This window comes from Nitrosomonas cryotolerans ATCC 49181 (assembly GCF_900143275.1).
Classification (GTDB): domain Bacteria; phylum Pseudomonadota; class Gammaproteobacteria; order Burkholderiales; family Nitrosomonadaceae; genus Nitrosomonas; species Nitrosomonas cryotolerans.
The window spans coordinates 1,043,944-1,068,482 of record NZ_FSRO01000001.1 but is presented as its reverse complement, the minus strand read 5'-3'; the positions used below and the strand labels follow the sequence as shown (position 1 = coordinate 1,068,482).

Here is a 24,539-nt window from a genome sequence, read left to right as displayed (position 1 = left end):
TTCAATCTATTTCTGGTTGTTTCCATCGATGATGCGCTCCGGTTTAACCACATGCTCTCTGCCTGTAAATCAGCTTCGGATATCCTTCCAATTCGAGACTTCCGATCGACGAATTGATGACCCATCATGTATTTACAGTTATAGTAGCGAGCGACAGCTTACCTGGCTTGCTGTCCGGATATGCATTTTTGATTGGCTGTTACTGCATAGCTTTTCACCAGAAATTATTTAATAAATCTTGCAGCAACTGAATTAGGTTGTCACTCAAAGACCGGCTGTATTGATATTAAGCGATAATACCGTGACCTGAAATTATTCATCTACGCCCTTGAAGATACGAATTTATTCGCCAACCGGTCCACATGTAAAACAACGTACTGGCCAGCGAGAATAGTGGCTTACTTCTGACCCTGGAAAACCCCCTTTCCTTTTCTCAACACATTGGCCAAATATTATATAAAAAGAATGGTATGAAAATCAGATTTGGAATGGGACTCGATAACCAGCGTGGCTGGCATACACGGAATACACTCGGGGAAATCACAGTGGGAGAAAAAGGCATGCTGAGCATTCTTGAAACTCAGCTGGGTCTGATCCGAAAAGTCGCTCTGCAATCACGGCGCATCGTGCAATATCTAACCTGTCTGAAGCAATGCGATCATGCAGCACGCTTTTACCATCAGAGTCTTGAAGCCGATGAACTGGGTACCGCCGCAACACTGCTTGGCTGGCGTGATCAGTGGTATTTATATGGCTGGGATGGGAAAATAGAAGGAATGGAAGCCAAGCGATTAGCCGATATGTCCGAGGTAGAGTCCATAGCGTGTAAAAAGGTCGCGCCATCTGAAGGAGAACGACTCGCGCACATCCTCCAGGCCATGAAACGGCGTATTCCCGCTATTTCTAGCATCACACTCACCAGGCCACTCGCTCACTACCCTAAACGCTGGCAATTGATATTGTCTCGCTTACAAACCGAATTTCAGGAGCTGGCCAGCGTTCCGCACGCAGGATCGTTCCTGCATACCCTGCAAGATCGTTTGCGCGATGTACAGTCAGGAAAAAAGCTCGGGAAAGTTGACAGACTTGATTTTAAAGCCGATGGCTCCGTTATCATCGCACGCGCAGAAACCCGTATTTTGGCAGCACACTGGCTGGCTGATCGCATGGCAGAAAACATTGCGGATGGAATACTGGTCGCTACAGACAGCACCGACCTGCTGGACGATATATTAGCCGCAAACCAGCAAGCCCGGCATGGCCTGAATGAATCCAGCAGCGCCCGTTCTGTTCTGCAACTATTACCCATGGCACTGACATTATTGTGGGCTCCGCTTGACTTCACGGTACTCATCTCATTTTTAAATCACCCGATATCACCTATTCGCCATTTTGCACGTCGCCAATTGGCCGAAAAGCTGGCTGCTTATCCCGGTATAAGAGGTCAGCGATGGACGGATACACTCAACCGGATCGATGCGCACTATGGTGATCAAGCTGCTGCCGTACGGGAACAAATCCATACCTGGATTGATCACCCCCGCTTTGATCAAAAGGGTGGCGTATCCATTGATCAAGTATTGATTCGGGCACAGAAAATGGCAGATTATTTTCGTGTCCAGCTTACCGATACCGATGAAACAAAACACATTTTATGGGATACCGGATTGGTTCAGACGACGGTCTTTATACAATCCCTGGAACAATTGCAGGAAGATGGCGTAATTGCCCGTATTCGTCCGCGCCAGCTACAAAAACTGCTAGCACAAGCCACTGCACAAGGTAGCGTCAATCCTAATCGGATCGCCGAAGTCGGCTCACTCTCTACAGTCGATGATCTCGGCGCACTCATCGAATCATTTGATCAGGTTATCTGGTGGCAACCGGTTATGCCTAATACACCGAAAGAATTTCCCTGGTCCGCTTTGGAACGGCATACATTAGCCCGGGCTGGAGTGATGCTGCCCGATCATGCCGACGTCCTGGGAAATCTTGCGACAGACTGGCTTAAACCTGTTCTCGCCGCCAGAAAACAATTAATCATTGTATTACCTCCTCAGGATGTGGAAGCACATCCGACATGGCAGATGATGCTGTCACAAATACACAATATTACCGAGCAAAGCATTGAACAGGTATTCAATCATCATCCACAAACCACGACATGCAGCATACCGCTGCCGCACACGCCATTACCGCAGCCCAGACGCTGGTGGCAATTATCGATAGACACCCCCATCGGCAAACATCCGTACCATTCATACTCCAGCCTGGAATTGTTTTTGTTTAACCCTTATCAGTGGCTGCTGCGCTACCCGGCAGGACTTGAGACATCTTCTGTTCTGGCAGTCAGCGATGGGTTTTTACTGGATGGGCGACTTGCACATACGCTTATCGAGCATTTTTTCGCCTTGCCCGCTCCGTTGGGAATGACAAAGTCTGAGATATCGACCTGGTTTGACCGGATTTTTCCGGAAATAATAGAAGCCGAAGGTGCGGTGTTACTCATGCATGGCCGTCGCTCGGATTACGAAGAATTACGGTATCGTTTACACCGCGCAATCACCACATTGCTCACACAAATAAAAACCGCCGGCGTGACTAAAATAAAATCAGAACAGGCCCTCAAGGGACAGTTCCCTGGCGGAAAGATTATCGGTTACGCTGATTTAATGCTAACCAACGGTCAGGGTCAGCACGCGATTGTGGACATGAAATGGGGGGGTACAAAAAAATTCACTGAGCAGCTTAGGGAAAATACGCACCTGCAGCTGGGTATCTATGCCGAACTGGTGCGTCAAAAGACGGGCGCATGGCCAGCGGTAGGCTACTACGTCCTGTCTGAAGCCAAATTAATCGCACAACAGGATGCTTATTTTCCGGATGCAATTCAGGTAAACAAAAAAACCGAGGAATCGATACCTCATCTATGGGAACGACTCAAGGAAACCTATATCTGGCGCGATACGCTACTGCAGCAAGGGAGAATCGAAGTAGCGCTGGCGGATCAGGAGGAAATCGAAGCCATTACCCCCCCGGAAGCCGGTTTAAAAATTACACCCCTCAATCCCTGCTACAACGACTACCGAGTGCTGGCAGGTTGGAGGCCCGCATGAACACTCGCTTACATTTTATCAGCGCGGGCGCGGGCAGTGGCAAAACCTATCGCCTGACCCAGATTCTGCACAAAAAACTTGCAGCAGGCGAAATCCGTGCGTCCGGTGTGATCGCCACTACTTTCACTCGTAAGGCTGCAACCGAACTGCGGGAGCGGGTTCGCTCCTACTTGCTTGAACAAGGAGAAATCAAGATCGCCAACGCGATGGGTCAAGCACGCATCAATACCGTCAATGGCGTGTGCGGCGATCTGCTAAACCGCTTTGCCTTTGAAATCGGAATATCCACTGAGCAGCAAGTGCTGGAAGAAGCACAGGAGAAAATATTACTGGCACAGGCCACTGATTCAGTCATGAGCAGTCAGGAAATGGCAAAAATGCTCGCTATTGCGCGCCGCATGAGTATTGATGACTGGCGGAAGGATCTTTCTGAACTAATCAAGCAGGCACGTTCAAACGATATATCCATAGCGCAGTTGGCTGATTTCGCCGTACAAAATGCGGATGATTTACTTCGATATTTTCCTAAAGCCACTCAAGAGGATCTGGATGCACAGCTTATTCAGGCAATCGCTTATCGATTACCCGAACTGGAACAGGCTGCCATCAAGGGAAAAAAGAAAAATACCCATACCTACCTGACACTGGCAAAAGCAATGCACGCCGGATTAATCGCTAAAGAAACGGTCTGGCGCGAATGGGTCAGATTAGCGGCTACCACGCCGGAGAAAGGCATGATACACATCGCGGAACATATCAGCACGGTGGCGAATCGCTACGCTGAACATCCCGATTTGCAACGTGACATCAGGGATTATCTGCAAATGCAATTCACCCTATGTGCCAGGGTACTGCAAGTCTATCAGGACAGAAAACGTGAGCTGGGCATACTCGATTTCACCGATCAAGAACATCTTTTGCTGATGGCGTTGGATAATGACACTGTTGCGTCAACCTTGCGTGAGGAACTGGATCTCCTGATGGTGGATGAGTTCCAGGATACCAGTCCCATTCAACTGGCGCTGTTTCTCAAACTGGCACAGTTTGCCAAGAAAACTTACTGGGTTGGTGACATCAAACAGGCGATCTACGGCTTCCGTGGCAGCGATACCACGCTGATGCAAGCCATTCTTGATGCGCTCCCCACCTTGCATGGCGATAAAACAGTGTTGGATAAATCATGGCGCGCGCGCGAGCCGCTGGTCAAATTAGTCAATGCGGTATTTACACCCGCATTCGCCAATACCCTTCGACCAGAGGAAATTCAATTGGCCGCAGAGCGCAAAGAATCGTTAACTGGCGCCGCGTTTGCCAATTGGAAGTTGGACGGCAGCAATATCGACAAGCGTAATTCGGCACTGGTCACGGGAGTTAAACAGCTACTGGCATCCGGCTATGTCGTATTTGATAAATCTACTCAGAAAAATCGTGCCATTCACTATCGTGACATCGCTATCCTCTCGCGCTCTAATGATAATGCCAGTAAGATCGCTGCCATCTTACGCACACAGGGCGTTCCTGCCGCCATTTTACAGGCGGGCCTCCTGAATACGCCTGAAGCAGTTCTGGCCATCGCTTGCCTACGGCGCTTAAATGATCCGGCTGATACGGTTGCAAGCGCGGAAATCTGTTCTCTGGCCAACTGTGAAGAACCGGAAAGCTGGGTAACCGATCGCCTGCAGCTGATGGCGAATGCACCACAAGACAGGCCACACGATTATGGCCATGATTGGCGGGAGAACGGCAAGCACGCTCATCCATTATTGGCAACTCTAGCAAAACTACGTATCGATCTGCCATTCTTCTCGCCGCGAGAAGCACTGCAAACGGTCATTGCACAAGGACAATTATCTACGGTCGTATTACGCTGGTGTAGCAGCAGCGCTGAAGCAGCCAGCCGGCTGGCCAATCTCGAAACATTGCTTGGTATGGCACGCCAATATGAGGAAGCCTGCCAGAACATGCATCAAAGCGCCAGCATCTCTGGATTAATTCGATGGCTCAATGAGCAGGTGCAAACACAACAAGACTTTCTTGCCTTACCCGCCACGAATGCAGTCAAAGTCATGACCCATCATGCTGCCAAGGGATTGGAATGGCCTGTCGTTATCCTAACCGGCCTGGAGAGCAAGGTGAGAAGCCGGTTATGGTCAATCAGCACGGTCTCGCAGACAACGGTGGACGTAACCTATCCACTGAAAAATCGCTTCATCCGTTTCTGGCCCTGGCCATTCGGTAAAATGGAAAAAGTCACCATTGCCGAGCCCATTGACCAATCCGATATCGCAAAGCATTTTCATAACGCCGCAATTGAGGAGGACAAACGTCTCCTCTATGTCAGCATGACCCGCGCACGCGATTTACTCATTTTTACACACGGAGCAAGAGAAAATGAGAATAATTGGATGAGCACGGTTGCGGCGAATTGGCTACAAGGTAAAGCGGATGCCAGCATATTGGATTTACCAACGGGCGAGACCATCCCTTATCAGCACTGTTTACTTAATCCATCCGCCGAAGAAACGGAATATACTACCGAAGCAGAACCACTCTATTGGTTCAACACACGCGTCAATTTACCGAATACCCTTGTTAAGAAACAACGCCTGCCACTCAAAACCACACCCTCACTAATCACACCACAAACATGTGAAGTGCGGGAAAGTATGACACTGGGCAAGCGTATACATCTAAGAAAAAATGCGGATATGACACAGCTCGGCATGGCTATTCATGGCTGTATGAGCGCAGCACTGGCAGACTTGAACACACCGTTGACAATCGCTGAAATTGATGCGGTGCTGCAACGCATGGGCGTGGATAGCATCCTCCAGTCACAAGCATTGCTAGACCAGATTGTTGCTCTGAGCACCTGGATTAAAACGCGCTGGCCGGATGCCATTCCCTTCACAGAAATTCCCATTGAAACACGCATGCTAAATGGCCAGATACTGCAAGGCCGTATCGATCTATTGCTTAAAGTGAAGGGTGGCTGGATATTACTCGATCATAAATCCAATCCGGGCAATCAGAATCAGTGGGCTACTGTCGCACAACACTATGCTGGACAAATTGCGGCATACAAATACGCCGTCGAACAGGCAAGCGGTGAGCGTGTCCTGGAAAGCTGGTTATTTTTTCCTATCTCAGCAGGCGCTATTTTACTTCATCCTGCCAAACAAGCCGATGCCTGCTAAAGCCAGAGCGCAATCAGCTCAAATACCTTAAAAATCACATTCACAGCATCATCGTAATTCATTTGTGCAAGCGGGCAGAAAAAAGACGGCGACTTTTGAAAAAGTCCTCGTTATAAGTTTTAGATCATTGATTATAAAGAATTAATTTTTCAATCATTGGGGTTTTACAAAGGTCTCGGACGGTAGCAATTGGATAGGAAAGACCGCTGCATAATTGGTTATCTCGGGCTGGGCAAGATTTTTAAGTGTTTGATTTATCAATGCTGCAAGTAATCAGAAAAGCTCAAAAATACAGTTATGCAGCGGTCTTTAGGATAATGCATAAAAGATTCTGCAACAGCTTTCAGCTGGCTTGAATACTTTATATAACTGAATTGACATCCGGTGATGCTATTGCATTGCGATGGCTACTTTTCTTATATTCTGGCGGCCGATTGCTTGTTTTTCATTTTTCGCTATACTGGCCCATGTTTTGGATACAGTCTACTGGAACAAATTATCTTAATGGTTTCTTGTCTGTCAAATCAATCCTCTCATCAGGTTGAGAAGCAGTCAACCGATTAGAATCGGTTTGTACGAAATTCTAGCGTGATACAGTTAACTAATGATGAATCGAAGGCCGTTTTTTGTAGCAATCATCACGATAAGCATATTCACAGGCACCGCTGAACGAACCTCGGCACAGGATCTCAATAATAGCACGTATGAATCCACAACACCGGGCGCTAACGCGGCAACAGCACCGATTCCCGGTTTCAATGACAGCGGCTTTATTGACTCCGGCGTTTTAGAAGGCCTCGATACTTTGGAAGGGGATCTGGAGATAGGCGGCCTACTGATCGACAACACGCTCACCAAATTTGGACACATGCTATTTGATGCTTTCAACCGTTACTGGAATCCACCGGAAGGCGCTCAATATAATATTGCATTTAGTGAGCGTATCGACCCTCTTCGTGGAAGCCTAATCACGGTGAAGCTGAATGATGCGATAATTTTTGAGAATTTTGTAAAGCCGCGTGAAGAGGCCATCAGCGATCTCGGCATGGGACTTGCCAGAGATATCCGCACCCTGGTTCTCAACGTATCCAACCTCCAGGCTGAAGAATTTTATTAGAATCGAACAAAAAAATCCTTGTCAAGCAGATACCGCCTGAACCGAGAACCACCTGAAAAATACATCGGTTTAATACTGACTAAACGAATTTATATAAATTAAATAATTGAGTTAGTTCGCTAGCATCATTGCCTGTTTTTATCACCCAAACATCCGGTGCTCGTCGATTCATTGCATTTTCCCGCCATTTCCTGGTATGTGATTACCAGAACGCATGAGCATTTCGAAGCATGGGTTATCGTTTCAATTATCTTATACAGCTAAAATCAACACCAGATACCCACCAATTGTTCTTCGTTAAAACCCACGGTCGCACGTTCTCCATCGGTAATCAGCGGCCGTTTGATTAAACGTCCGTTACTCGCGAGCAAAGCCAGAACTTCCCGGCTGGATAGTGCAGGCAATTTCTCTTTTATTTTTAATTCGCGATATTGCACGCCGCTGGTATTAAAAAGTTTATTCAATGGTATATTGGCACATTCAGAGACGGCGAGGAGTTCTTCTACCGAAGGCGGGTTCTCGGTGATATCGATAAACTCATAAACAATTCCAGCTTGCTGAAAAATTTTCTCCGCCTTGCGACAAGTCCCGCACTTTTTATAACCATAAAATTTAAGCATGTATTCGAATCAATGTTAGACAAATGACCTATCTTACACCCTTCAAAAATTCAGTGTCATTCGCTTTAATTTTTATCCTGTAGTACGAATTCTGTTACAAAAATCAGAGTGGCATAAATCAACCCGTTGATCTATTTTATTATGCACTTAAATTACTGAACTGCCTCTCGATAAGACAGATTTCTATTGTAAAATCTTGTCCATATTCTTATGCATTCCACTGTCCTTTTTTTGAGCAGAGGCATAAGTTCAAATCTCCTGATTATGATGCCACTGAATGCCACTAAAATCTGTCGTTGATGAGCCGCTCTAGAAAACATAGTAGAAGATATTCTTCTTATTCTTTACAACAAAATTTTCTAGCGACTTTTACAAAAGCCCTCGCTATAAGCTTTACTCTATTGATTATAAAGGATTAATTTTCAACTATTCGGGTTTTACAAATATCTCCTTTAACTTGGTTTAATGGCTTTTCTTTCCAGGCACCATTTTCCTTAAATCTAACGCTTCTCGTCAGTAAATCAGATCCAACCGCATACATCTACCATGTAGTATTAGCTCATCTTTAAGCCGTAATTTGATTTGAAAAACGATATCTCAATATTCATCAGTTTCTTTTTGATGCTCTTTGATAGGCGAGTATCGATAACGCAAGATCTCCCATAGCATGACCTCGAAATATAAATGCATTTCGATCGCTATCCTGGTTTCGCCCAGAAAATTTTCCCAATACTAGCCCAGATAAATCTCCCGTAACAAACGCCGGTGGCACAAGTTTATTGGGTAGTACTGCCTCTTGCTCCAGATCGTCAATCGTTATCTGATCAAGCACAGAGAAACTTTCTTTCTTCCAAGGTGCAGCTAAGTCCGCAATAGCAGAAAAAGAGCCGGACTTAAGCCACTTAGCATCGAGAAAGGGAACCAAGTCAGCAGAATAAGTCACCGAACTGATGACGAGATCTGCCCCCGTGACCGCTTCCTCTCCAGAACTGCAAACTACAGGAGATACAGATCGAGTCATTGCTTCCTCGCAGAGACGCTCAATATTCGATTGTCCCCGGCCGAACACACGCGCCTCCTTGAGTGGGAAAAGATCTGAAAATGCGTGCAAATGGCTTTTAGCCTGAACCCCACATCCGATAAAGGCGATAACAGACGAATCTTTTCTTGCCATATGCTTAGCGGCCGTTACACTTAAACCTGCTGTGCGGACAGCCGTAATCCAGTTTCCATCAAGAATGGCAACCGGAAGTCCACTACTGCTATCAAGCATAGTAACAAGGCCATTTATTTGCGGAAGACTCCGCTCCGGATTGCGCGGATTAAGAACAACTGTTTTTACTGCAAGTAAAGGTGGATTATCAGCGGCAGCTAACGCCGCCATCATGTATCGCCCGTCACCTGGCAAAATTACAGCTTTCGAAGCACTCCAGGCTGTTCGATTCTCAGCATTCAGAATCAACGATTCGATACTATCGACAACCTCACTTGTGGTAATTCCTAAGCCGGAAAGTTGACTTTCAGAAAAATAGGGAATCGAATTGTTTGTATTCATATCTAATCTCCGCTAACCGCCGCATAGCGATCAAACTCAACCGAGAACCGCGAGCGCAACGAATGGCTCTCGGCTCGCGCGTTTTGTATATCGTCCATCATGGGCATGAACTAATGAGGTAAAAGTTCCTCTGCAAGAGGATCGCCACCCTTAGGAATATTTCGTTATTAGATGCTAACTACCAGCAAATAGCAAGGACCAACCTACGAGGAAAGACCTGTAAGAAACTGCTAGTAAAACTGTGAATTGATGAGCAAAAATACCGCATGAGGCGCAGGCTGATGGCTAGATAGTGCAAAACATCGAAGTCACATAATCTAACAGCCGCTTTAAACGGTGTAAATACTGAATTGTCTTTCAATAAGATGGGTTCCTGCTGTGAGAACCGTCCACATTTCTGTGCATTCTTCGCTATCCTTCTTTGAACTGATAAATCAGCTCACCCCTCTGATCGTTACATACACTATCTTTATTGATTTGCAACCCCGAGCGAGGTTGATTAGTCGTTTAGGTTTTTCGTAATCAGCATTGATGGTAGCGTTTAGATCTTTCACCTACCGGGGTGCACGGTATCCGTGCGGGCATTTTTCTTCCGCTTTTAATTTCGTAATAGTAGGGTGAGACATTTTGCTCATTTTGCAGCAGAGCCACTTTTATTTGCTATAAAACTACTACAAAATTAGCATACTCTTTAGTGGCTTCTAGTGGGCTTTCTGGATTACCATGAAATAGGCTAACTCGTTAAATAGTTTGTTTATTGTATTTTATGAATTTACCCGAGTTGCTATGGATAAGGAAATGGCGGAGAAGGTGGGATTCGAACCCACGTGCCAAGTTACCTTGACCAACTGATTTCGAGTCAGCGCCGTTATGACCGCTTCGGTACCTCTCCATTTCAAGCCTGTCTATAAATAAACAGTAATACACGCAAATGCTATTTTAGCAGCTTATTTTATTCCTGTTTACATCTTGCGCGGCAGTACTGCGCACAAAGTAAGCTCTGAATGCGATGCGCCTCCATTTTATCGTATCAACAAGACAACCATTCATTTATTTCCTGAGTTCATCTCGTCGTGAGCAACACGCATGTCAATCAAACTCAAACATTCGTAGCCATCACCCCGCGCATCTTCTGAATGGCTTTAGCCTCAATCTGGCGAATACGTTCTGCGGATACGCCGAATTTATCGGCAAGATCATGCAATGTTGCCGTATCTTTTTCCCTTAGCCAACGCGCTTCAATGATATAGCGACTCCGCGCATCCAGGCTTTCAAGCGACTGTTTCAGCCTTTCACCCTGCAAATAACCATTTTGTTTAATTTCCAGCACCTTCGATGGCTCCACTCCATCGGTCAAATAAGCAATCGGGCTATATGTTTCATCATCTTCTGATAGCGGCTCCAACGAAATATCATACCCGCTGAAACGAGTTTCCATTTCCACCACTTCTTCTGATTTGACACCCAACTGCTGTGCAACGGCATCCACTTCTCGCGGATTCATCGTATCCAGACCTTGCTTCATGCTGCGTAAGTTAAAAAACAGTTTCCGTTGCTGCTTGGTCGTAGCAATCTTGACCAACCGCCAGTTACGCATAATGAATTCATGAATCTCGGCTTTAATCCAGTGTACGGCAAATGATACCAAGCGCACCCCGCGTTCCGGATCATAGCGTTTAACTGCCTTCATCAAGCCGATATTTCCCTCTTGGATCAGATCAGCCTGCGGCAGGCCATATCCCTTATATCCCCTGGCAATCGCGATCACAAATCGCAAATGAGATAATATCAGCCGTTGCGCAGCATCAATGTCACCTTTGTCTCGCAAGCGTCTCGCTAACCGACCCTCTTCTTCCTGGGAAAGAATTGAGAATACGCTCGTAGATTGAATATAGCTTTCAAGACTCCCTCCTAATGAGGGTATCGCTAAGGCACAAGTCATCATTTTCTCCTTCTCTGTTTGGCATATTTATGCCTCAAAGCACCATGCAAAACTATTTTAGCACTCTACTACCGAGAGTGCCAATAGCCCAGATTGACTCCCACATGTATCATCATAAGATGATACAAAAATCATTTTGGTTCAATCTGCCAGAGATAACTGGCAACCGATAATCGTGCACCCAGCCATCCCAGCCATGATGAAAATAACAGCAAACTGATGCTATCTTCGGTAGAAAGGTGTTGCAGATGAAAATCGATTGCATAAAGCTGTGTCAGTACGACCAGCTTATCATTAATGATATGAATACCCAACGCGATAATGAGCCATGCCGTTACTCCGCCGGCCAATCCTTGAATCGCACCAAAATAAAGAAAGGGGCGACGTATAAAACTATCGGTTGCACCAATCAATTTGGATACCTCGATTTCGTCACGTTTGGTCAGAATCTGCAAACGGATGGTATTAAACATCACCATAACCAAGGCAATACTGAGCACAGTCGCCAACATGAGTACTGCAAACTGCCCCAGTTTAAGCAATGCATCCAGCCGATTAGCCCAGGCGGAATCAAACTGCACATATTCAATTTCCGGCCATGCCTGTATCGAGAGACGCAATTCCTCCAATATATCCGCTGGAGCGGATCTTGCATGAACGATAAAGGCATCCGGCAATGGATTGTGTGCCAGATTACTCACGACATCTGTCAGTCCGCTACTTTGTTCCAGCTGACGCAAGGCAACCGCTTTTGGCACAAACTCAAAATGCTCGATTTGTGAATGTGTGGTCAGACGCTGTTCTACTTTTTCTATATCCGCCTTGTTTGCGGTTAGTTTAAAAAATAAACTCAATTGCGAGGAACCAACCATTTCACCGGAAAAAGACTGTATATTCACCAACAAGGTATAGACGCCCACAGGTAAGCTAAAGGCAATCCCGATCACAATGATACTGAGCAGACTCGCGATAGGGGTAGAGAAAAATCGGGTGATGGTCAGTGCCGATGCGTGCCAATGTTGGATAAGCCATGCTTTCATCATGCCAACAGCTTCCCATGGTCCAACGCCAAAATACGATGTGTCGTATTCTCTAGTATGGTCGCATCGTGCGTTGCGATTAACACCGTTACTCCAACTTGGTGAAATGAAGTAAACATACTCATGATATCTCTTGCATAATCCATATCCAGATTTCCCGTCGGTTCATCTGCAATTAGAATAACCGGGCGATGAACAACTGCACGCGCAATACATAATCGCTGCCTTTCACCTCCAGAAAGCGCAATGGGAAATGCCTTTTCCTTTTCTAATAAGCCCACCTTATCGAGCGCAGCACGTATGCGACTTGAGGTTGATTTTCTTTCAAAGCCTCCAATTTGGAGGGGCAATAACACATTATCAAAAACAGTGCGATCAAATAACACCTTTTGATCCTGAAAAATAAAACCGATATTACGGCGTAAAAAAGGAACCGCACTTCTTTTCAGCTGATTAATATTCTGACCACTGATAATAATACTGCCTGTCGTGGATCGCTCAATTGCCGCAATCAGCTTTAATAATGTACTTTTACCCGCACCCGAATGACCTGTTACAAAAACCATCTCACCTTTTTCAATGGTAAAGTCGATATTTTTTAGCGCATTGAATCCATCAGGAAAGCGTTTACAAACATTCTTAAAGCTAATCATATTGTGCTTATCTTACTCAGCAGCAGCCATGTGCCGCAACGAAAAATACACCGATTAATCAAATATTGCTTCCACAAATTCTCTGGCATCAAAGGGTCTTAAATCATCCACACCTTCCCCGACACCCAGAAAGCGAAGTGCCGGCGGATTTTCTACGTGTTGCGTCGCAATAGCGGCAATGACACCGCCCTTAGCCGTCCCGTCAAGCTTGGTTAGTACCAGGCCCGTCACACCGAGTGCCTCATCGAAAGCTTTGACCTGTGCCACCGCATTCTGTCCGGTATTTGCATCCAGCACCAATAATACCTCGTGCGGCGCATCCGGCATGGCCTTCGCAATCACGCGTTTTACTTTCTTGATTTCCTCCATAAGGTGTAATTGTGTGGTCAAACGTCCGGCCGTATCAGCGAGCACGACATCAATATTCCGCGCCTTAGCTGCATTCACGGCATCAAAAATCACCGCAGCCGGGTCATTCCTGTTATTGGGATCGTTTTCCGGTGCAATAACGGCAATATTATTACGTTCACCCCAAACTATTAATTGCTCCCGCGCGGCAGCACGAAAAGTATCGCCTGCGGCCAGCAAAACTGATTTTCCCTCTGACTGAAAATATTTGGCCAATTTCCCAATAGACGTCGTCTTCCCAACACCATTTACGCCCGTTATCATAATGACAAACGGTTTTTCTTTCGTCATATCAAGTGGTTGCTCCAGAGGTGCCAGCATCGTGATGAGTGCTTCCTGCAATGCTTTCTTTAACTGCGCCGCGTCGGATAAACCATCGCGTTTTACCTGCTTACGCAGATCCTCAAGTAACCGATTGGTTGCGTTGACACCCGTATCAGCAGTTAACAAGATAGTTTCAAGTTCTTCATAGAGCGCTTCATCTATCTTGCCGCCACCAAACAAGCCGGATAATTGTTTACCTAGATTTTGTCGGGTGCGAGACAATCCATGTCTGACCTTGTCAGCCAGGCTAACCGATTCAGCTGTGGATTCAGGCGTCGGTTCAGCAGGATCTTTTTTCGATTTAAAAAAACTAAACATTCTGGTAGGCTGTTATCTATATTTGAATTCGCAAACCCTGATTTTATTCTGTTTACTCAAACTTAGGTTAGTAAAAATGAAACCTGATCACCGGATTACCTTTTTTTTGCTGTATTGGCAGATTATTTTCGCCATATTGGCTTCGTCCGTAGCATTTGCCAACCCTCACGAATATACACTGGACAACGGTTTAAAACTGATCGTCAAAGAAGACCATCGTTCTCCGGTTGTGGTAACACAAATCTGGTACAAAGCCGGCAGCATTGATGAATTGAACGGAACGACCGGCGTTGCCCACGTTTTAGAGCACATGATGTTCCAAGGAACGCATAAGGTCCCAGAAGGCGCGTTTTCAAAACAAATTGCGGCCGTTGGAGGAAACGATAATGCATTCACCAGCCGTGACTATACAGCCTATTTCCAACAACTGCACACCCGCCATTTACCCCTGGCAATGGAACTGGAAGCTGATCGGATGCGTAATCTGATTCTAACAGAAGAAGCCTTTTCTAAAGAGATCAAGGTGGTCATGGAGGAAAGACGATTACGTACCGATGATCAAGCACGCTCACTCATGTATGAAAAAATGATCGCAACAGCTTATCAAGCCCACCCCTATCGCTATCCTGTTATCGGCTGGATGAATGACTTGGAACATATGCGTGTGCAGGATACACAAGACTGGTACGATCGTTGGTATGCTCCGAATAACGCCACATTAGTAATCGTTGGCGATGTCGATCCTAAGGCCGTATTTGCGATGGCAGAACAATATTACGGAAAAATAGAACCGCGTACACTTTTATCGCTCGCTTTACGTAAGCCACAAACTGAACCACCGCAACTGGGCATTAAACGTATCACCGTTAAAGCACCCGCAAAACTACCTTATCTGGCCATGAGTTACCATACGCCTTCATTGCAAGATGTCGCACATGACTGGGAACCCTATGCGCTGGAAATGTTAGCGGGCGTACTTGATGGCAATGCCTCAGCCAGACTCAATAAGGCACTCGTACGCGAACAACAAATCGCCAGCTCGGTTGACGCCAGCTATAATTCCACCGCACGCGGTCCCAGTCTGTTTTATCTCAGCAGCACGCCCAGTGAAGGAAAAACCGTGGCAGCACTTGAAACAGCATTACGTAACGAAATAGAAAAACTCATCAATGAGGGGGTAACGGAAGAAGAACTCATGCGTGTGAAAGCGCAGTTAGTTGCAAGCCATGTTTTTCAGCGTGATTCTATATTTTCTCAGGCAATGCAGATTGGCAGGCTAGAAAGTATTGGCTTGTCTTATCGGGATATTGATACCATGCTGCAGAAATTAAAAGCAGTAACAGCCGAACAGGTCCGCAGTGTTGCAAAGAAATATTTTCAGGATGATAGCTTGACCGTTGCCGTACTGGATCCTCAACCATTGGAACAAAAAGATGCCGTTACTACATCCAGCCAATCACGTCATTAACGAGTGGGGCGCACCAAGCGCGGGGAACTTGCCATACCGGGCATGATAAGGTTGTATAGTCGCATGTCGGCCATGTACTAGATAGCATAATTACTGTATTAATACATACATGGCCGATCTTGTTTCATCCAGCATGGATTACTTATTCTTATTGTGCCAGCGGATTGCCGACATGTTTTTCTACATAATCAATCAATTTCTGATAAGTAAACAAGTAATCCTGATTCTGCAATGGCGTATGACACTGTACGCAATTTAAATCATTATCTTTTGGCGTACCATCCGGGTTATATACTGCGAATCCCCAATGTCCCGTCCGATCTTTTGCAGAATAAGCCTCATTCCAGATATCCTTATTTTCCATAACCGCAACGGCTGCCAGTGAATCAATTTCAAATAAACCATCACTACCTACAATAGGCTTATTTTCCGCATCCATTTTGGGACTATATATCTCCATCACCACGACAGAACCAGGCGCGGCCTTGCTGCCTTGTGTATAGCTCGCAACCATCGCCAGGTTGGCATAGAATTTGGCAACCTGCTTTTGATTTGCTCGATTCTCAGTCGCATACTTTGTGAAAGATTTCTCATAGCCAAGCGGGAATTGCACAAACTCCGGATTGCCGCCACCATAAGCATAGAGAGGTAAAACAGCAAATAGTATCGCGATAAATTTCAAAGGGTATTTCAAGTTATATTCTCCTTATTAATCGTTTTTTATATAATCAGGTAAGTCGCTTGACTCATACGGTATCTCAAAATCAACACCACGAAGCAATTTAAATACACTGACAGCTGGCTTATTAACATCTAAAGACAACACCTGATGTCATATTGTTCCGTTTCCTTCCCGGCTGATACACGCGCTGCATTGATTAAATATCGTGCATCATCCCATATTCCCAAGATCAACAACCAATTTTATGGATAAGTAAATCACTAACAAGACGGCGACCAAATGAGCCACCCATTGAATTGGACTCTCTTTTATTTTATCAATAAAAGTTTTACTCTTCCCTTCCTTTTTCAAGCGTGCATATTCTTCTCTTATTCTGAGTGTACGCGCCGCCTGGTATTCGTCAAGTAACACACGTGCTTTTTGAAGCTGATCGTCATCTCGTAACCATATCGCAGGAACGGAAACACCCCAGTTACCCGGTGAAGTTTCATAAAAATCAATCTCATTATGGGCCAGCAATTCACGTACATCCGTCACCTCTTCATCAGAAACACCATTCAGTCTAAATAAAATCGTTGACATTAAGGGTTCGTCCCTATGTTATTTTCTATTTAAAAAACATTGCCTAGTGGATGGATGCTATCTTCGAGCTCAATTAATTGTCAAGCGCACGGGACAAGGAATCCATTTTCGGGTTAAGCTTAGCAAATGAAAAAGACGATATTGATAACAGGCTGTTCAAGCGGCATCGGCTACTGTGTTGCCCATGCATTACATAAACAAGGCTACCATGTTTTTGCAACCGCACGAAGACAAGAAAGCGTCGATACACTGTTAGCTGAGGGCCTGGAAAGCTTACGTCTGGACCTGGCTGATTCAGATTCGATTCAACAAGCCTTTGAGGCAGTCATGCAACGCACCAATGGCGAATTGTATGCCTTATTCAATAATGGTGCATACGGTTTACCCGGCGCGGTTGAAGATCTTAGCCGGGAAGCACTCCGTATACAATTTGAAACCAATGTTTTTGGCTGGCAGGAGTTATCCAATCTTGTACTACCTGTTATGCGCCGACAAGGCTATGGGCGGATTATTCAAAACAGTTCAGTACTGGGTTTTGTATCTATGCCCTTTCGCGGTGCCTACAATGCATCAAAATATGCCATCGAAGGCCTGAGCGATACACTGCGTCTTGAATTAAAAGGAAGCAATATCTATATCAGTTTAATTGAGCCGGGTCCAATTGCCAGTCAGTTTCGTGCAAATTCGGCAAAAGCATTAGGGCAATATATCGATGTCGACAAAAGTTTTCATCGCGAGCGATATCTCGGTGTACTCAAACGACTACACAAACCAGGCCCTGCTGTACCGTTTACCTTACCCCCCGAGGCCGTATTAAAAAGAGTGATCCATGCATTAGAATCCAGCAATCCTAAACCCCGTTATTATGTTACCGTCCCCACTTATTTATTTGGCTTTCTTAAACGAATATTGAGCACACGTATACTTGATATGCTGCTGGCCAAAGCGGGTAATAGTAATTAACGGTCAGGATTCGGAAACAGGGAAAAGCCAACAAAATATGCGACGGATAATATACGCGTATTCTGTCAGGCGGATTTTTCCTGCATTGTCGTTAGCATCCGTACTCTAGAAACCGATTCCAATATAGCCGCCCGCTGTTAAACCATCGATATTGACTCCATCGTGCTTACCACCTGTCACATGATAACGGGCATCAACACCAACATAAAAATCCTTCCAGATATTGTAATCGGCACCTGCGGCAAACATGACCCCCGGGGTCAAGACGGTTATCGATTCGGACGGAGGGCTAATTACATGAAGCGCCAGGCCCGCAGGAATAATCCAGGGTCTCAGCTTGTAACCATCCAAAAATTTTATTTTGGGTGCTGCCGTCAAGGTAAACTGGCTCACCGTCACAGCGCGTGGGTTAAGTCCACCTCCGGCCAGTTGAGTGGGCGCATTGGCAAGAGCATTACCCTGCGCGACACCAAATCGCTTGTACTCGAACATCAATTCAGCCATCACATCGGTTTTAGGCATGATCCCCCATAGATCATTTGTCAAACTAAAATCAAAACCCGCACCAATATACCAGGCATCTTTATCTGCCTGATCCTGGGCACCGACAGGGGCGACATTACTTTGCAAAGTTACACCATTACGATTTTGCATGCTGTGTGCAAAACCACCGCGAAAAAACAGCATGTGCTTATGATCCTCACTCCCACGTCTGTCTATTGTTCGGGCCATTTCTTCAACTTCCGTCACCTTCTGTGCCTCTCGGGCAGAATGGGATTTCACTCGCATTAATTCATTCTGAATGGCTTTCATCTGGGCTTCTAATTGCTCGACGTGCTGTTCTAAAGCCCGGACCGCGGTATCATCTTGAGCCCGGGCTTCCTGCATCGCCATCATGGCGATAATCACAAGCAAGCCGGCCATAGCCTTAATCCTTCCTCGCGGCGTATCTAGACCATATTTCATTTAACGCTCCTTTTACTCATCTATTTTATTTATAGGTGCTCGTCCAAGGATCGATAATAAAAAATATTTACACTATCAACTTTGATCTAAATCAAGGTAATATTAATTAACCCATGTTTTCATAAACATTATGATTCCTCTGCTCGCATCACACACCGCATTTCCCAGAGTAGAAATGGCACTGAGCAAACCAAATGGACTGCTTGCCATGGGTGGCGATCTTTCGCCACACCGTTTACTCACAGCCTATCGCCAGGGTATTTTCCCCTGGTTCAATGAAGGAGAACCGATTCTATGGTGGAGCCCGGATCCGCGTATGGTCTTGTTCCCTAGTGAATTGAAAATTTCACGTTCACTCAATAGGACGTTGAAGAAAGGCCATTACGTAGTTCGTACAGACAGTCATTTTAGCCAGGTCATTCAATCCTGTGCAGCACCTCGTAAGGGTCAGCCCGGAACATGGATACATCCCGAAATGATTTCAGCTTACATGACACTGCATGAGATGGGACTCGCTCATTCGGTTGAGACTTGGGTAAATGAAGAATTGGTAGGCGGGCTGTATGGCGTTGCGTTAGGAAAAGTATTTTTTGGAGAATCCATGTTTTCCTGCGTACCGGACGCTTCCAAAATCGCATTTGCACATCTGGTTATGCAACTGGAACGTTGGCATTTTGGTCTGATTGATTGCCAGCTCAAAACCGCTCACCTGGCTTCTTTAGGTGCACGTGAAATTCCCAGAGCTGAATTTAGTCAAAGGCTATGTGAATTAACCGCCTATCCTAAACAACCTGAAAAGTGGTATTTTGATTATGAACCAATTCGATAACTCTTTATTGCCTGTGCTAAAATTTCATACGACTCAATCTTACCCCTGTAGCTATCTGCCTGAGAAATCAGCGCGTTCTCAAGTAGCAACACCCGATCATTTAATTGACGCAAGTATCTATGCAAAGCTGATACAAACCGGTTTTCGCCGCAGTGGTAACTATACTTATCGTCCTTGCTGTGATCAGTGCCAGGCCTGTTTGCCGATACGTATACTCATCAATCAATTTACGCCTAATCGGACACAACGCCGCGCCTTAAAACGACACCAGCATCTGATCGCAAAACACTGTGAATTACATTACCAGGCACATCACTTCGCACTCTATCAGCGTTATCAGGCGAAACGACATGATGGCAGCGACATGGATTATCAGGATCATGAACAATACTGTAATTTTCTACTACAAAGTAATGTCGATTCCAAATTAATTGAATTCTACGAATATAAGCAGTTACGCATGGTCAGTATTATTGATCTGCTACCTGACGGATTGTCATCAGTTTATACTTTCTTCGATCCGGATCTAGCTAACACAAGTTTTGGCACTTACAACATATTGTGGCAAATAGAACAGTGCCGCAAACTTGGCTTAACCTATCTTTACCTTGGTTACTGGATCAAGAAGAATCAAAAAATGAGCTATAAAGTTAATTTTCAACCATTAGAGGTACTGTTTAATGGACAATGGCAACCGTTTAGCAACTTGCCTTTTTTATAAGAAATCATGTTAACCAATCACCTGCGCCATATCCGTCATCAATGAACACCTCCTCTAAAGTAAAACCAATCTGATGCGCTACACCCTGCTTCGACCACTACTCTTCACACTCTCACCCGAAACGGCACATTGCGTTACATTCAGCCTGCTTGAGAAAGCGAGAAAATTGAGGCTACTTCCCGATCACCCGGTTATCTGTCCGTCCCGCAGGGTGATGAATCTGGACTTTCCCAATCCTATTGGATTGGCAGCCGGGCTTGATAAAAATGGCGAATATCTCGATGTATTGGCCTTACTCGGTTTTGGCTTTATTGAGATAGGCACTGTAACGCCGCGTCCACAGCCGGGTAATCCGAAGCCCCGTATTTTTCGCTTGCCACAGGCACAGGCAGTAATCAACCGTATGGGTTTTAATAATCAGGGTGTGGACGCAATGATAGAAAATATCAGACGCTCAGATTATCAAGGTATACTGGGCATCAATATTGGCAAGAATTTTGATACGCCAATAGAAAACGCCGCCACAGATTATCTGACTTGCCTGCGTAAGGTATATTCCCTGGCCAGTTATATTACGGTCAACATCTCTTCGCCCAACACACAAAACCTGCGACAACTACAGAATACGGCGGAGCTTGATCATCTGCTACATGTCTTAAAATCAGAACAAACAAGACTGGCAGACAAACATGGCTACTACACGCCCTTGGCAGTAAAAATTGCACCTGATCTGGAATCATCACAAATTGAGTCGATTGCCCGCTTGCTAATGAAACATCGGATTGATAGTATCATTGCGACTAACACAACCCTCTCTCGAACCGGTGTGACGCAATTTCCATCGTCAAGGGAAACGGGTGGATTAAGCGGCGCGCCTCTGACACAACGCGCCACCGCAGTTATTCATCAGTTACAACTGATTTTACAGGGCGCCGTACCCATCATTGGCGTGGGCGGTATCTTGTCAGCAAACGATGCCGAAGAAAAAATAAAAGCAGGGGCCAGTTTAGTGCAGATTTATACCGGCCTGATTTACCATGGTCCCGATCTGATCAAAGCAATAGCGCAAAAAATCTGCACCAGCGAACAGAGTCCAGACACCTGATCACTACTCAATATCATCCTATGATTAAAAATGAACTCATAGAAAAAATTGATGCCATTTTGCCGCAAACACAATGTGGCCAATGTGGTTTCCCAGGGTGCAAACCCTATGCGATCGCAATTACAGAAGGCCGCGCCGATATCAACCAATGTCCGCCAGGCGACGTGGCAGGTATTCAGCAATTAGCAGACCTATTAGGCATAGAAGCAAAGCCACTTAATATCATTCATGGCATACCCAAGCCTAAGTCAGTGGCGGTAATTGATGAGAACCTGTGCATCGGCTGTACATTTTGTATCCAATCCTGCCCTGTCGATGCCATCGTTGGCGCAGCCAAACAAATGCACACGGTGATTGCTGCAGAATGCACCGGTTGTGAATTATGCCTTGCGCCTTGCCCGGTAGATTGTATTCGCATGATTCCAGATGAGAAACCAGTTAATCAGACAGGATATACCCCGAAAAATAATGCCGCAGATATCGCCCGCACACGCTATCAATTCAGACTGGAAAGACTGGCACGGAAAGAACAGGAACATCAAGAAAGATTCACAAAAAAAATGCATATAACGAAACCACATGCCGCATCCCTGACTGATGACCGCAAGCAAGCGATTATCCAGGCAGCAATAAAACGGGCTACGGCCGCACGGGCTCAGGCGGCCGATAAGAAAACGGAAATCTGATGAACGCAGCGAAACGTCGTGAAATTTTTTCCCGCCTGCAAGCGACCAACCCTCACCCCACAACCGAACTTGAATATCAGTCATCATTCGAATTATTGATAGCCGTCATATTGTCTGCGCAGGCTACGGACAAAGGCGTCAATCTAGCAACCAGAAAACTTTTCTCCCAAGCAAATACACCGGAAAAAATATGGGCGCTGGGCGAAGCCGGATTGCTCGATGCCATCAAAAGTATCGGTTTATACAAAACCAAAGCAAAAAATATTATGGCGACCTGCCAGCAGCTTGTTGAACATCATAACAGCGAGGTGCCGCGTACCCGTGAACAGCTGGAAGCATTGCCAGGAGTCGGACGCAAAACAGCGAACGTCGTATTGAATACCGCCTTTGGCGAGCCGACTATTGCAGTAGATACCCATATCTTCCGGGTAGCAAATCGCACGGGAATTGCGCCTGGAAAAAATGTACAGACAGTCGAATTAAAACTACTCAAAGTCGTACCCAAGGAATTTCGGCATAACGCACATCACTGGCTCATTCTGCACGGACGTTACATATGCCAGGCAAGAAAACCAAAATGCCCCATATGTAATATTAATTCGCTATGTGAATTTAAAGAAAAAACAACCGACGTACCTTGACTGTACAAACCATTATGGCCTCAACTCACATTCCTTCATTGACATCCTCTCCCGCCTAAAGACAGGGGATTTCTGCTGCCTCTACCCGGAATAAGGTAGATAGCTTCGGTGGGTTCCTGTTGCTGACGACATAACTGCATCGTTCACTTGACAAGCGAGCTGGGCATGTCCTGCCCTTAGAATATTGATGGCCGCGTTGAGGTCTGCATTTTCTGCGTACCTACATTCGACACACAACAACAAATGCCAGATTGGCCGGTCATAAGGATGCCTGCGGCGGCCGCACTATTCATCCTCCCCCTGAACGGAGAGCGGAGAGGATTTTCACTCAGTATGTTAAAATCCAAACCATGTTTAAACCATCCAGAGAGCAAGCACGTCAATTATTCTTCGATGCCTGGCATCGATACCGCCAGCGGGAGATTCTTTCCGGTCTGGAAAATATCGCCCTTGAAGTAATATTACTGCACCCGGAGTACCATGACATTCTGGATAATGCCGATCATTACCGCGACAAGGATTATCTACCGGAAATGGGTGACACCAATCCTTTTTTACACATGAGCATGCACGTCGCCATTAAAGAACAACTGTCCATAGATCAGCCCATCGGTATCTGCCAGCGATTCGAGTCCCTACTAAAGAAAACAGGTAATGAGCATGATGCGACACACCAAACCATGGAGTGCCTGGCAGAAATGATCTGGCAAGCGCAGCGTAATCAATCCACGCCTGATGCTGCGATTTACTTCGAATGTCTCGACAGGCAGATCAGCAAAACCAGCCGATAATAAAAACGGAGCATAACAGAACCAATGTTATACCCCGCCTTTATTCAGATCGATAAAATAAACAAGCAAACGCTTTTATCTGTGTTTTTTATCTTTATTTTGATCCGCTGAACAATCCGCTGGACTGTTTAGAATAGTAAAATGCGAGGTTTTCAATATCTTCTGCGCTCAAGGCAGCTGTCATACCAACCATGATTGGATCAGAGCGTCCCCCGGTCTTATAATCTTTTAATGCCTTGGCCAGATAACTTCTGTGCTGTCCGCCAATCTTCGGGAAATTCGGAGCAGGACTATTACCATCAATGCCATGACACGAAGCGCAGACTTCTGCTGCCTTTTTCTTACCTGCCTCTATATCAGCAGCTACTGCTTGCCCGGCAAGCATCAGAACCATGCCGCTCACTGCGGCAATTACAAAATTCTTCATAACTTATTCCTTGCGTAAATGACTTAATTATTTTCCGGCGTAATAAGCAGCAAAATCTTCAAGATCCTGCTCGGAAAGCGTTGCGGCTATCGCGCTCATGCTCGGATGATTGCGAGCACCACTCTTGTAATCTCCCAGCGCCTTAAGCAGATAAGCCTCATGCTGTCCACCTATTTTCGGAACATGATACAACACAGGATAAGCGGTGCGATAGCCTTCTATCTCATGACAACCAATACACATGGAAACTTTATCTTTTACAGCAGCGGCATCACCTGCTGCCTGAGCCAGGCCAGAAAATACCATAAACATGCTCGTAGCAAGCAATAAATTCATAATTGCTTTTTGTTTCATTACAATCCTCCCCTAAAATATAAGACTTTAAACG

22 protein-coding genes and 1 tRNA gene are annotated in these 24,539 nt (G+C 45.7%); 11 read left to right on the top strand and 12 right to left on the bottom strand.

The window, feature by feature from the left end; translation table 11 throughout:
* Positions 1-470 precede the first annotated feature (470 nt).
* The 3 genes from BUQ89_RS04725 to BUQ89_RS04715 all read left to right on the top strand — a co-directional run bounded on the left by BUQ89_RS04725 (position 471) and on the right by BUQ89_RS04715 (position 7,430).
* Positions 471-3,116 (top strand): PD-(D/E)XK nuclease family protein, encoded by a 2,646-nt coding sequence (locus BUQ89_RS04725; protein ID WP_028461437.1) that lies wholly within the window; start codon positions 471-473, stop codon positions 3,114-3,116.
* Entirely contained in the window at positions 3,113-6,313 is a 3,201-nt protein-coding gene (locus BUQ89_RS04720) for a UvrD-helicase domain-containing protein (protein WP_028461436.1), read from the top strand. Before BUQ89_RS04725 ends, BUQ89_RS04720 begins: the two co-directional genes overlap by 4 nt.
* Positions 6,314-6,917: 604 nt before the next feature.
* On the top strand, positions 6,918-7,430 hold the full coding sequence (locus tag BUQ89_RS04715) for a CsgE family curli-type amyloid fiber assembly protein (RefSeq protein WP_028461435.1): 513 nt from the start codon (positions 6,918-6,920) through the stop codon (positions 7,428-7,430).
* A 266-nt stretch (positions 7,431-7,696) separates the two neighbouring features.
* On the opposite strand, the gene BUQ89_RS04710 is transcribed toward BUQ89_RS04715, so the two are convergent.
* The 7 genes from BUQ89_RS04710 to ftsY all read right to left on the bottom strand — a co-directional run bounded on the left by BUQ89_RS04710 (position 7,697) and on the right by ftsY (position 14,290).
* Entirely contained in the window at positions 7,697-8,050 is a 354-nt protein-coding gene (locus BUQ89_RS04710) for an arsenate reductase family protein (protein ID WP_028461434.1), read from the bottom strand.
* 607 nt (positions 8,051-8,657) lie between these two features.
* Entirely contained in the window at positions 8,658-9,605 is a 948-nt protein-coding gene (locus BUQ89_RS04705; protein WP_028461433.1) for an ornithine cyclodeaminase family protein, read from the bottom strand.
* 799 nt (positions 9,606-10,404) lie between these two features.
* Positions 10,405-10,497 (bottom strand) — tRNA-Ser (locus BUQ89_RS04700).
* A gap of 207 nt (positions 10,498-10,704) precedes the next feature.
* Positions 10,705-11,547, bottom strand: coding sequence for an RNA polymerase sigma factor RpoH (rpoH, locus tag BUQ89_RS04695; RefSeq protein ID WP_028461432.1), 843 nt, complete (start codon positions 11,545-11,547; stop codon positions 10,705-10,707).
* Between the two features lie 131 nt (positions 11,548-11,678).
* On the bottom strand, positions 11,679-12,590 hold the full coding sequence (gene ftsX, locus BUQ89_RS04690; protein ID WP_083399523.1) for a permease-like cell division protein FtsX: 912 nt from the start codon (positions 12,588-12,590) through the stop codon (positions 11,679-11,681).
* Positions 12,587-13,240: a cell division ATP-binding protein FtsE gene (ftsE, locus tag BUQ89_RS04685; RefSeq protein WP_028461430.1), complete on the bottom strand. Its 654-nt coding sequence runs from the start codon at positions 13,238-13,240 to the stop codon at positions 12,587-12,589. Before ftsE ends, ftsX begins: the two co-directional genes overlap by 4 nt.
* 54 nt (positions 13,241-13,294) lie before the next feature.
* A complete protein-coding gene (gene ftsY / locus BUQ89_RS04680; protein WP_028461429.1) occupies positions 13,295-14,290 on the bottom strand; it encodes a signal recognition particle-docking protein FtsY in 996 nt (331 codons plus the stop codon).
* A gap of 76 nt (positions 14,291-14,366) precedes the next feature.
* Here ftsY and BUQ89_RS04675 point away from each other — a divergent pair, with 76 nt between their 5' ends.
* Complete coding sequence (locus BUQ89_RS04675) at positions 14,367-15,758, top strand: M16 family metallopeptidase (protein ID WP_036572981.1); 1,392 nt, start codon at positions 14,367-14,369, stop codon at positions 15,756-15,758.
* A gap of 148 nt (positions 15,759-15,906) precedes the next feature.
* Here BUQ89_RS04675 and BUQ89_RS04670 read toward each other — a convergent pair whose 3' ends face one another.
* Both BUQ89_RS04670 and BUQ89_RS04665 read right to left on the bottom strand, forming a co-directional pair.
* Complete coding sequence (locus tag BUQ89_RS04670; protein ID WP_028461427.1) at positions 15,907-16,452, bottom strand: cytochrome P460 family protein; 546 nt, start codon at positions 16,450-16,452, stop codon at positions 15,907-15,909.
* Between the two features lie 198 nt (positions 16,453-16,650).
* Positions 16,651-17,022, bottom strand: a complete 372-nt coding sequence (locus BUQ89_RS04665; RefSeq protein ID WP_028461426.1) for a DUF6164 family protein — start codon at positions 17,020-17,022, stop codon at positions 16,651-16,653.
* A gap of 126 nt (positions 17,023-17,148) precedes the next feature.
* Here BUQ89_RS04665 and BUQ89_RS04660 point away from each other — a divergent pair, with 126 nt between their 5' ends.
* Positions 17,149-17,985, top strand: coding sequence for an SDR family oxidoreductase (locus BUQ89_RS04660; RefSeq protein ID WP_028461425.1), 837 nt, complete (start codon positions 17,149-17,151; stop codon positions 17,983-17,985).
* A gap of 105 nt (positions 17,986-18,090) precedes the next feature.
* Here BUQ89_RS04660 and BUQ89_RS04655 read toward each other — a convergent pair whose 3' ends face one another.
* On the bottom strand, positions 18,091-18,951 hold the full coding sequence (locus tag BUQ89_RS04655) for a porin family protein (RefSeq protein ID WP_036572978.1): 861 nt from the start codon (positions 18,949-18,951) through the stop codon (positions 18,091-18,093).
* Positions 18,952-19,081: 130 nt separating this feature from the next.
* Here BUQ89_RS04655 and aat point away from each other — a divergent pair, with 130 nt between their 5' ends.
* The 6 genes from aat to BUQ89_RS04625 all read left to right on the top strand — a co-directional run bounded on the left by aat (position 19,082) and on the right by BUQ89_RS04625 (position 23,724).
* Positions 19,082-19,780 carry a leucyl/phenylalanyl-tRNA--protein transferase gene (gene aat / locus BUQ89_RS04650; RefSeq protein ID WP_028461423.1) on the top strand — a complete coding sequence of 233 codons (699 nt, stop codon included), beginning with the start codon at positions 19,082-19,084 and terminating at the stop codon, positions 19,778-19,780.
* Positions 19,764-20,501 carry an arginyltransferase gene (locus BUQ89_RS04645; protein WP_028461422.1) on the top strand — a complete coding sequence of 246 codons (738 nt, stop codon included), beginning with the start codon at positions 19,764-19,766 and terminating at the stop codon, positions 20,499-20,501. Before aat ends, BUQ89_RS04645 begins: the two co-directional genes overlap by 17 nt.
* Positions 20,502-20,574: 73 nt before the next feature.
* Positions 20,575-21,606: a quinone-dependent dihydroorotate dehydrogenase gene (locus BUQ89_RS04640; RefSeq protein WP_028461421.1), complete on the top strand. Its 1,032-nt coding sequence runs from the start codon at positions 20,575-20,577 to the stop codon at positions 21,604-21,606.
* A gap of 20 nt (positions 21,607-21,626) precedes the next feature.
* Positions 21,627-22,292, top strand: coding sequence for an electron transport complex subunit RsxB (gene rsxB, locus BUQ89_RS04635; protein ID WP_028461420.1), 666 nt, complete (start codon positions 21,627-21,629; stop codon positions 22,290-22,292).
* The gene (nth, locus tag BUQ89_RS04630; RefSeq protein ID WP_028461419.1) at positions 22,292-22,933 is read left to right on the top strand and encodes an endonuclease III; all 642 of its coding nucleotides are present in this window, start codon (positions 22,292-22,294) and stop codon (positions 22,931-22,933) included. The genes rsxB and nth overlap by 1 nt, the downstream gene beginning before the upstream one ends.
* A gap of 350 nt (positions 22,934-23,283) precedes the next feature.
* Entirely contained in the window at positions 23,284-23,724 is a 441-nt protein-coding gene (locus BUQ89_RS04625; RefSeq protein WP_028461418.1) for a DUF1841 family protein, read from the top strand.
* A 94-nt stretch (positions 23,725-23,818) separates the two neighbouring features.
* Here the strand turns inward: BUQ89_RS04625 and BUQ89_RS04620 are convergent, their stop codons facing one another.
* Entirely contained in the window at positions 23,819-24,151 is a 333-nt protein-coding gene (locus BUQ89_RS04620) for a c-type cytochrome (RefSeq protein ID WP_028461417.1), read from the bottom strand.
* A gap of 27 nt (positions 24,152-24,178) precedes the next feature.
* Entirely contained in the window at positions 24,179-24,505 is a 327-nt protein-coding gene (locus BUQ89_RS04615; protein ID WP_028461416.1) for a c-type cytochrome, read from the bottom strand.
* Positions 24,506-24,539 lie beyond the last annotated feature (34 nt).

Bases quoted from the DNA above. Each gene is read 5' to 3' on its own strand.
- BUQ89_RS04715 (WP_028461435.1), top strand. From the start codon at position 6,918: ATGATGAATCGAAGGCCGTTTTTTGTAGCAATCATCACGATAAGCATA.
- BUQ89_RS04705 (WP_028461433.1), bottom strand. From the start codon at position 9,605: ATGAATACAAACAATTCGATTCCCTATTTTTCTGAAAGTCAACTTTCC.
- BUQ89_RS04640 (WP_028461421.1), top strand. From the start codon at position 20,575: ATGCGCTACACCCTGCTTCGACCACTACTCTTCACACTCTCACCCGAA.
- BUQ89_RS04660 (WP_028461425.1), top strand. From the start codon at position 17,149: ATGAAAAAGACGATATTGATAACAGGCTGTTCAAGCGGCATCGGCTAC.
- BUQ89_RS04720 (WP_028461436.1), top strand. From the start codon at position 3,113: ATGAACACTCGCTTACATTTTATCAGCGCGGGCGCGGGCAGTGGCAAA.
- ftsE (WP_028461430.1), bottom strand. From the start codon at position 13,240: ATGATTAGCTTTAAGAATGTTTGTAAACGCTTTCCTGATGGATTCAAT.
- BUQ89_RS04620 (WP_028461417.1), bottom strand. From the start codon at position 24,151: ATGAAGAATTTTGTAATTGCCGCAGTGAGCGGCATGGTTCTGATGCTT.
- ftsX (WP_083399523.1), bottom strand. From the start codon at position 12,590: ATGATGAAAGCATGGCTTATCCAACATTGGCACGCATCGGCACTGACC.
- ftsY (WP_028461429.1), bottom strand. From the start codon at position 14,290: ATGTTTAGTTTTTTTAAATCGAAAAAAGATCCTGCTGAACCGACGCCT.
- BUQ89_RS04625 (WP_028461418.1), top strand. From the start codon at position 23,284: ATGTTTAAACCATCCAGAGAGCAAGCACGTCAATTATTCTTCGATGCC.
- BUQ89_RS04675 (WP_036572981.1), top strand. From the start codon at position 14,367: ATGAAACCTGATCACCGGATTACCTTTTTTTTGCTGTATTGGCAGATT.
- BUQ89_RS04645 (WP_028461422.1), top strand. From the start codon at position 19,764: ATGAACCAATTCGATAACTCTTTATTGCCTGTGCTAAAATTTCATACG.
- rsxB (WP_028461420.1), top strand. From the start codon at position 21,627: ATGATTAAAAATGAACTCATAGAAAAAATTGATGCCATTTTGCCGCAA.
- BUQ89_RS04725 (WP_028461437.1), top strand. From the start codon at position 471: ATGAAAATCAGATTTGGAATGGGACTCGATAACCAGCGTGGCTGGCAT.
- nth (WP_028461419.1), top strand. From the start codon at position 22,292: ATGAACGCAGCGAAACGTCGTGAAATTTTTTCCCGCCTGCAAGCGACC.
- BUQ89_RS04615 (WP_028461416.1), bottom strand. From the start codon at position 24,505: ATGAAACAAAAAGCAATTATGAATTTATTGCTTGCTACGAGCATGTTT.
- BUQ89_RS04665 (WP_028461426.1), bottom strand. From the start codon at position 17,022: ATGTCAACGATTTTATTTAGACTGAATGGTGTTTCTGATGAAGAGGTG.
- BUQ89_RS04655 (WP_036572978.1), bottom strand. From the start codon at position 18,951: ATGAAATATGGTCTAGATACGCCGCGAGGAAGGATTAAGGCTATGGCC.
- rpoH (WP_028461432.1), bottom strand. From the start codon at position 11,547: ATGACTTGTGCCTTAGCGATACCCTCATTAGGAGGGAGTCTTGAAAGC.
- BUQ89_RS04710 (WP_028461434.1), bottom strand. From the start codon at position 8,050: ATGCTTAAATTTTATGGTTATAAAAAGTGCGGGACTTGTCGCAAGGCG.
- aat (WP_028461423.1), top strand. From the start codon at position 19,082: ATGATTCCTCTGCTCGCATCACACACCGCATTTCCCAGAGTAGAAATG.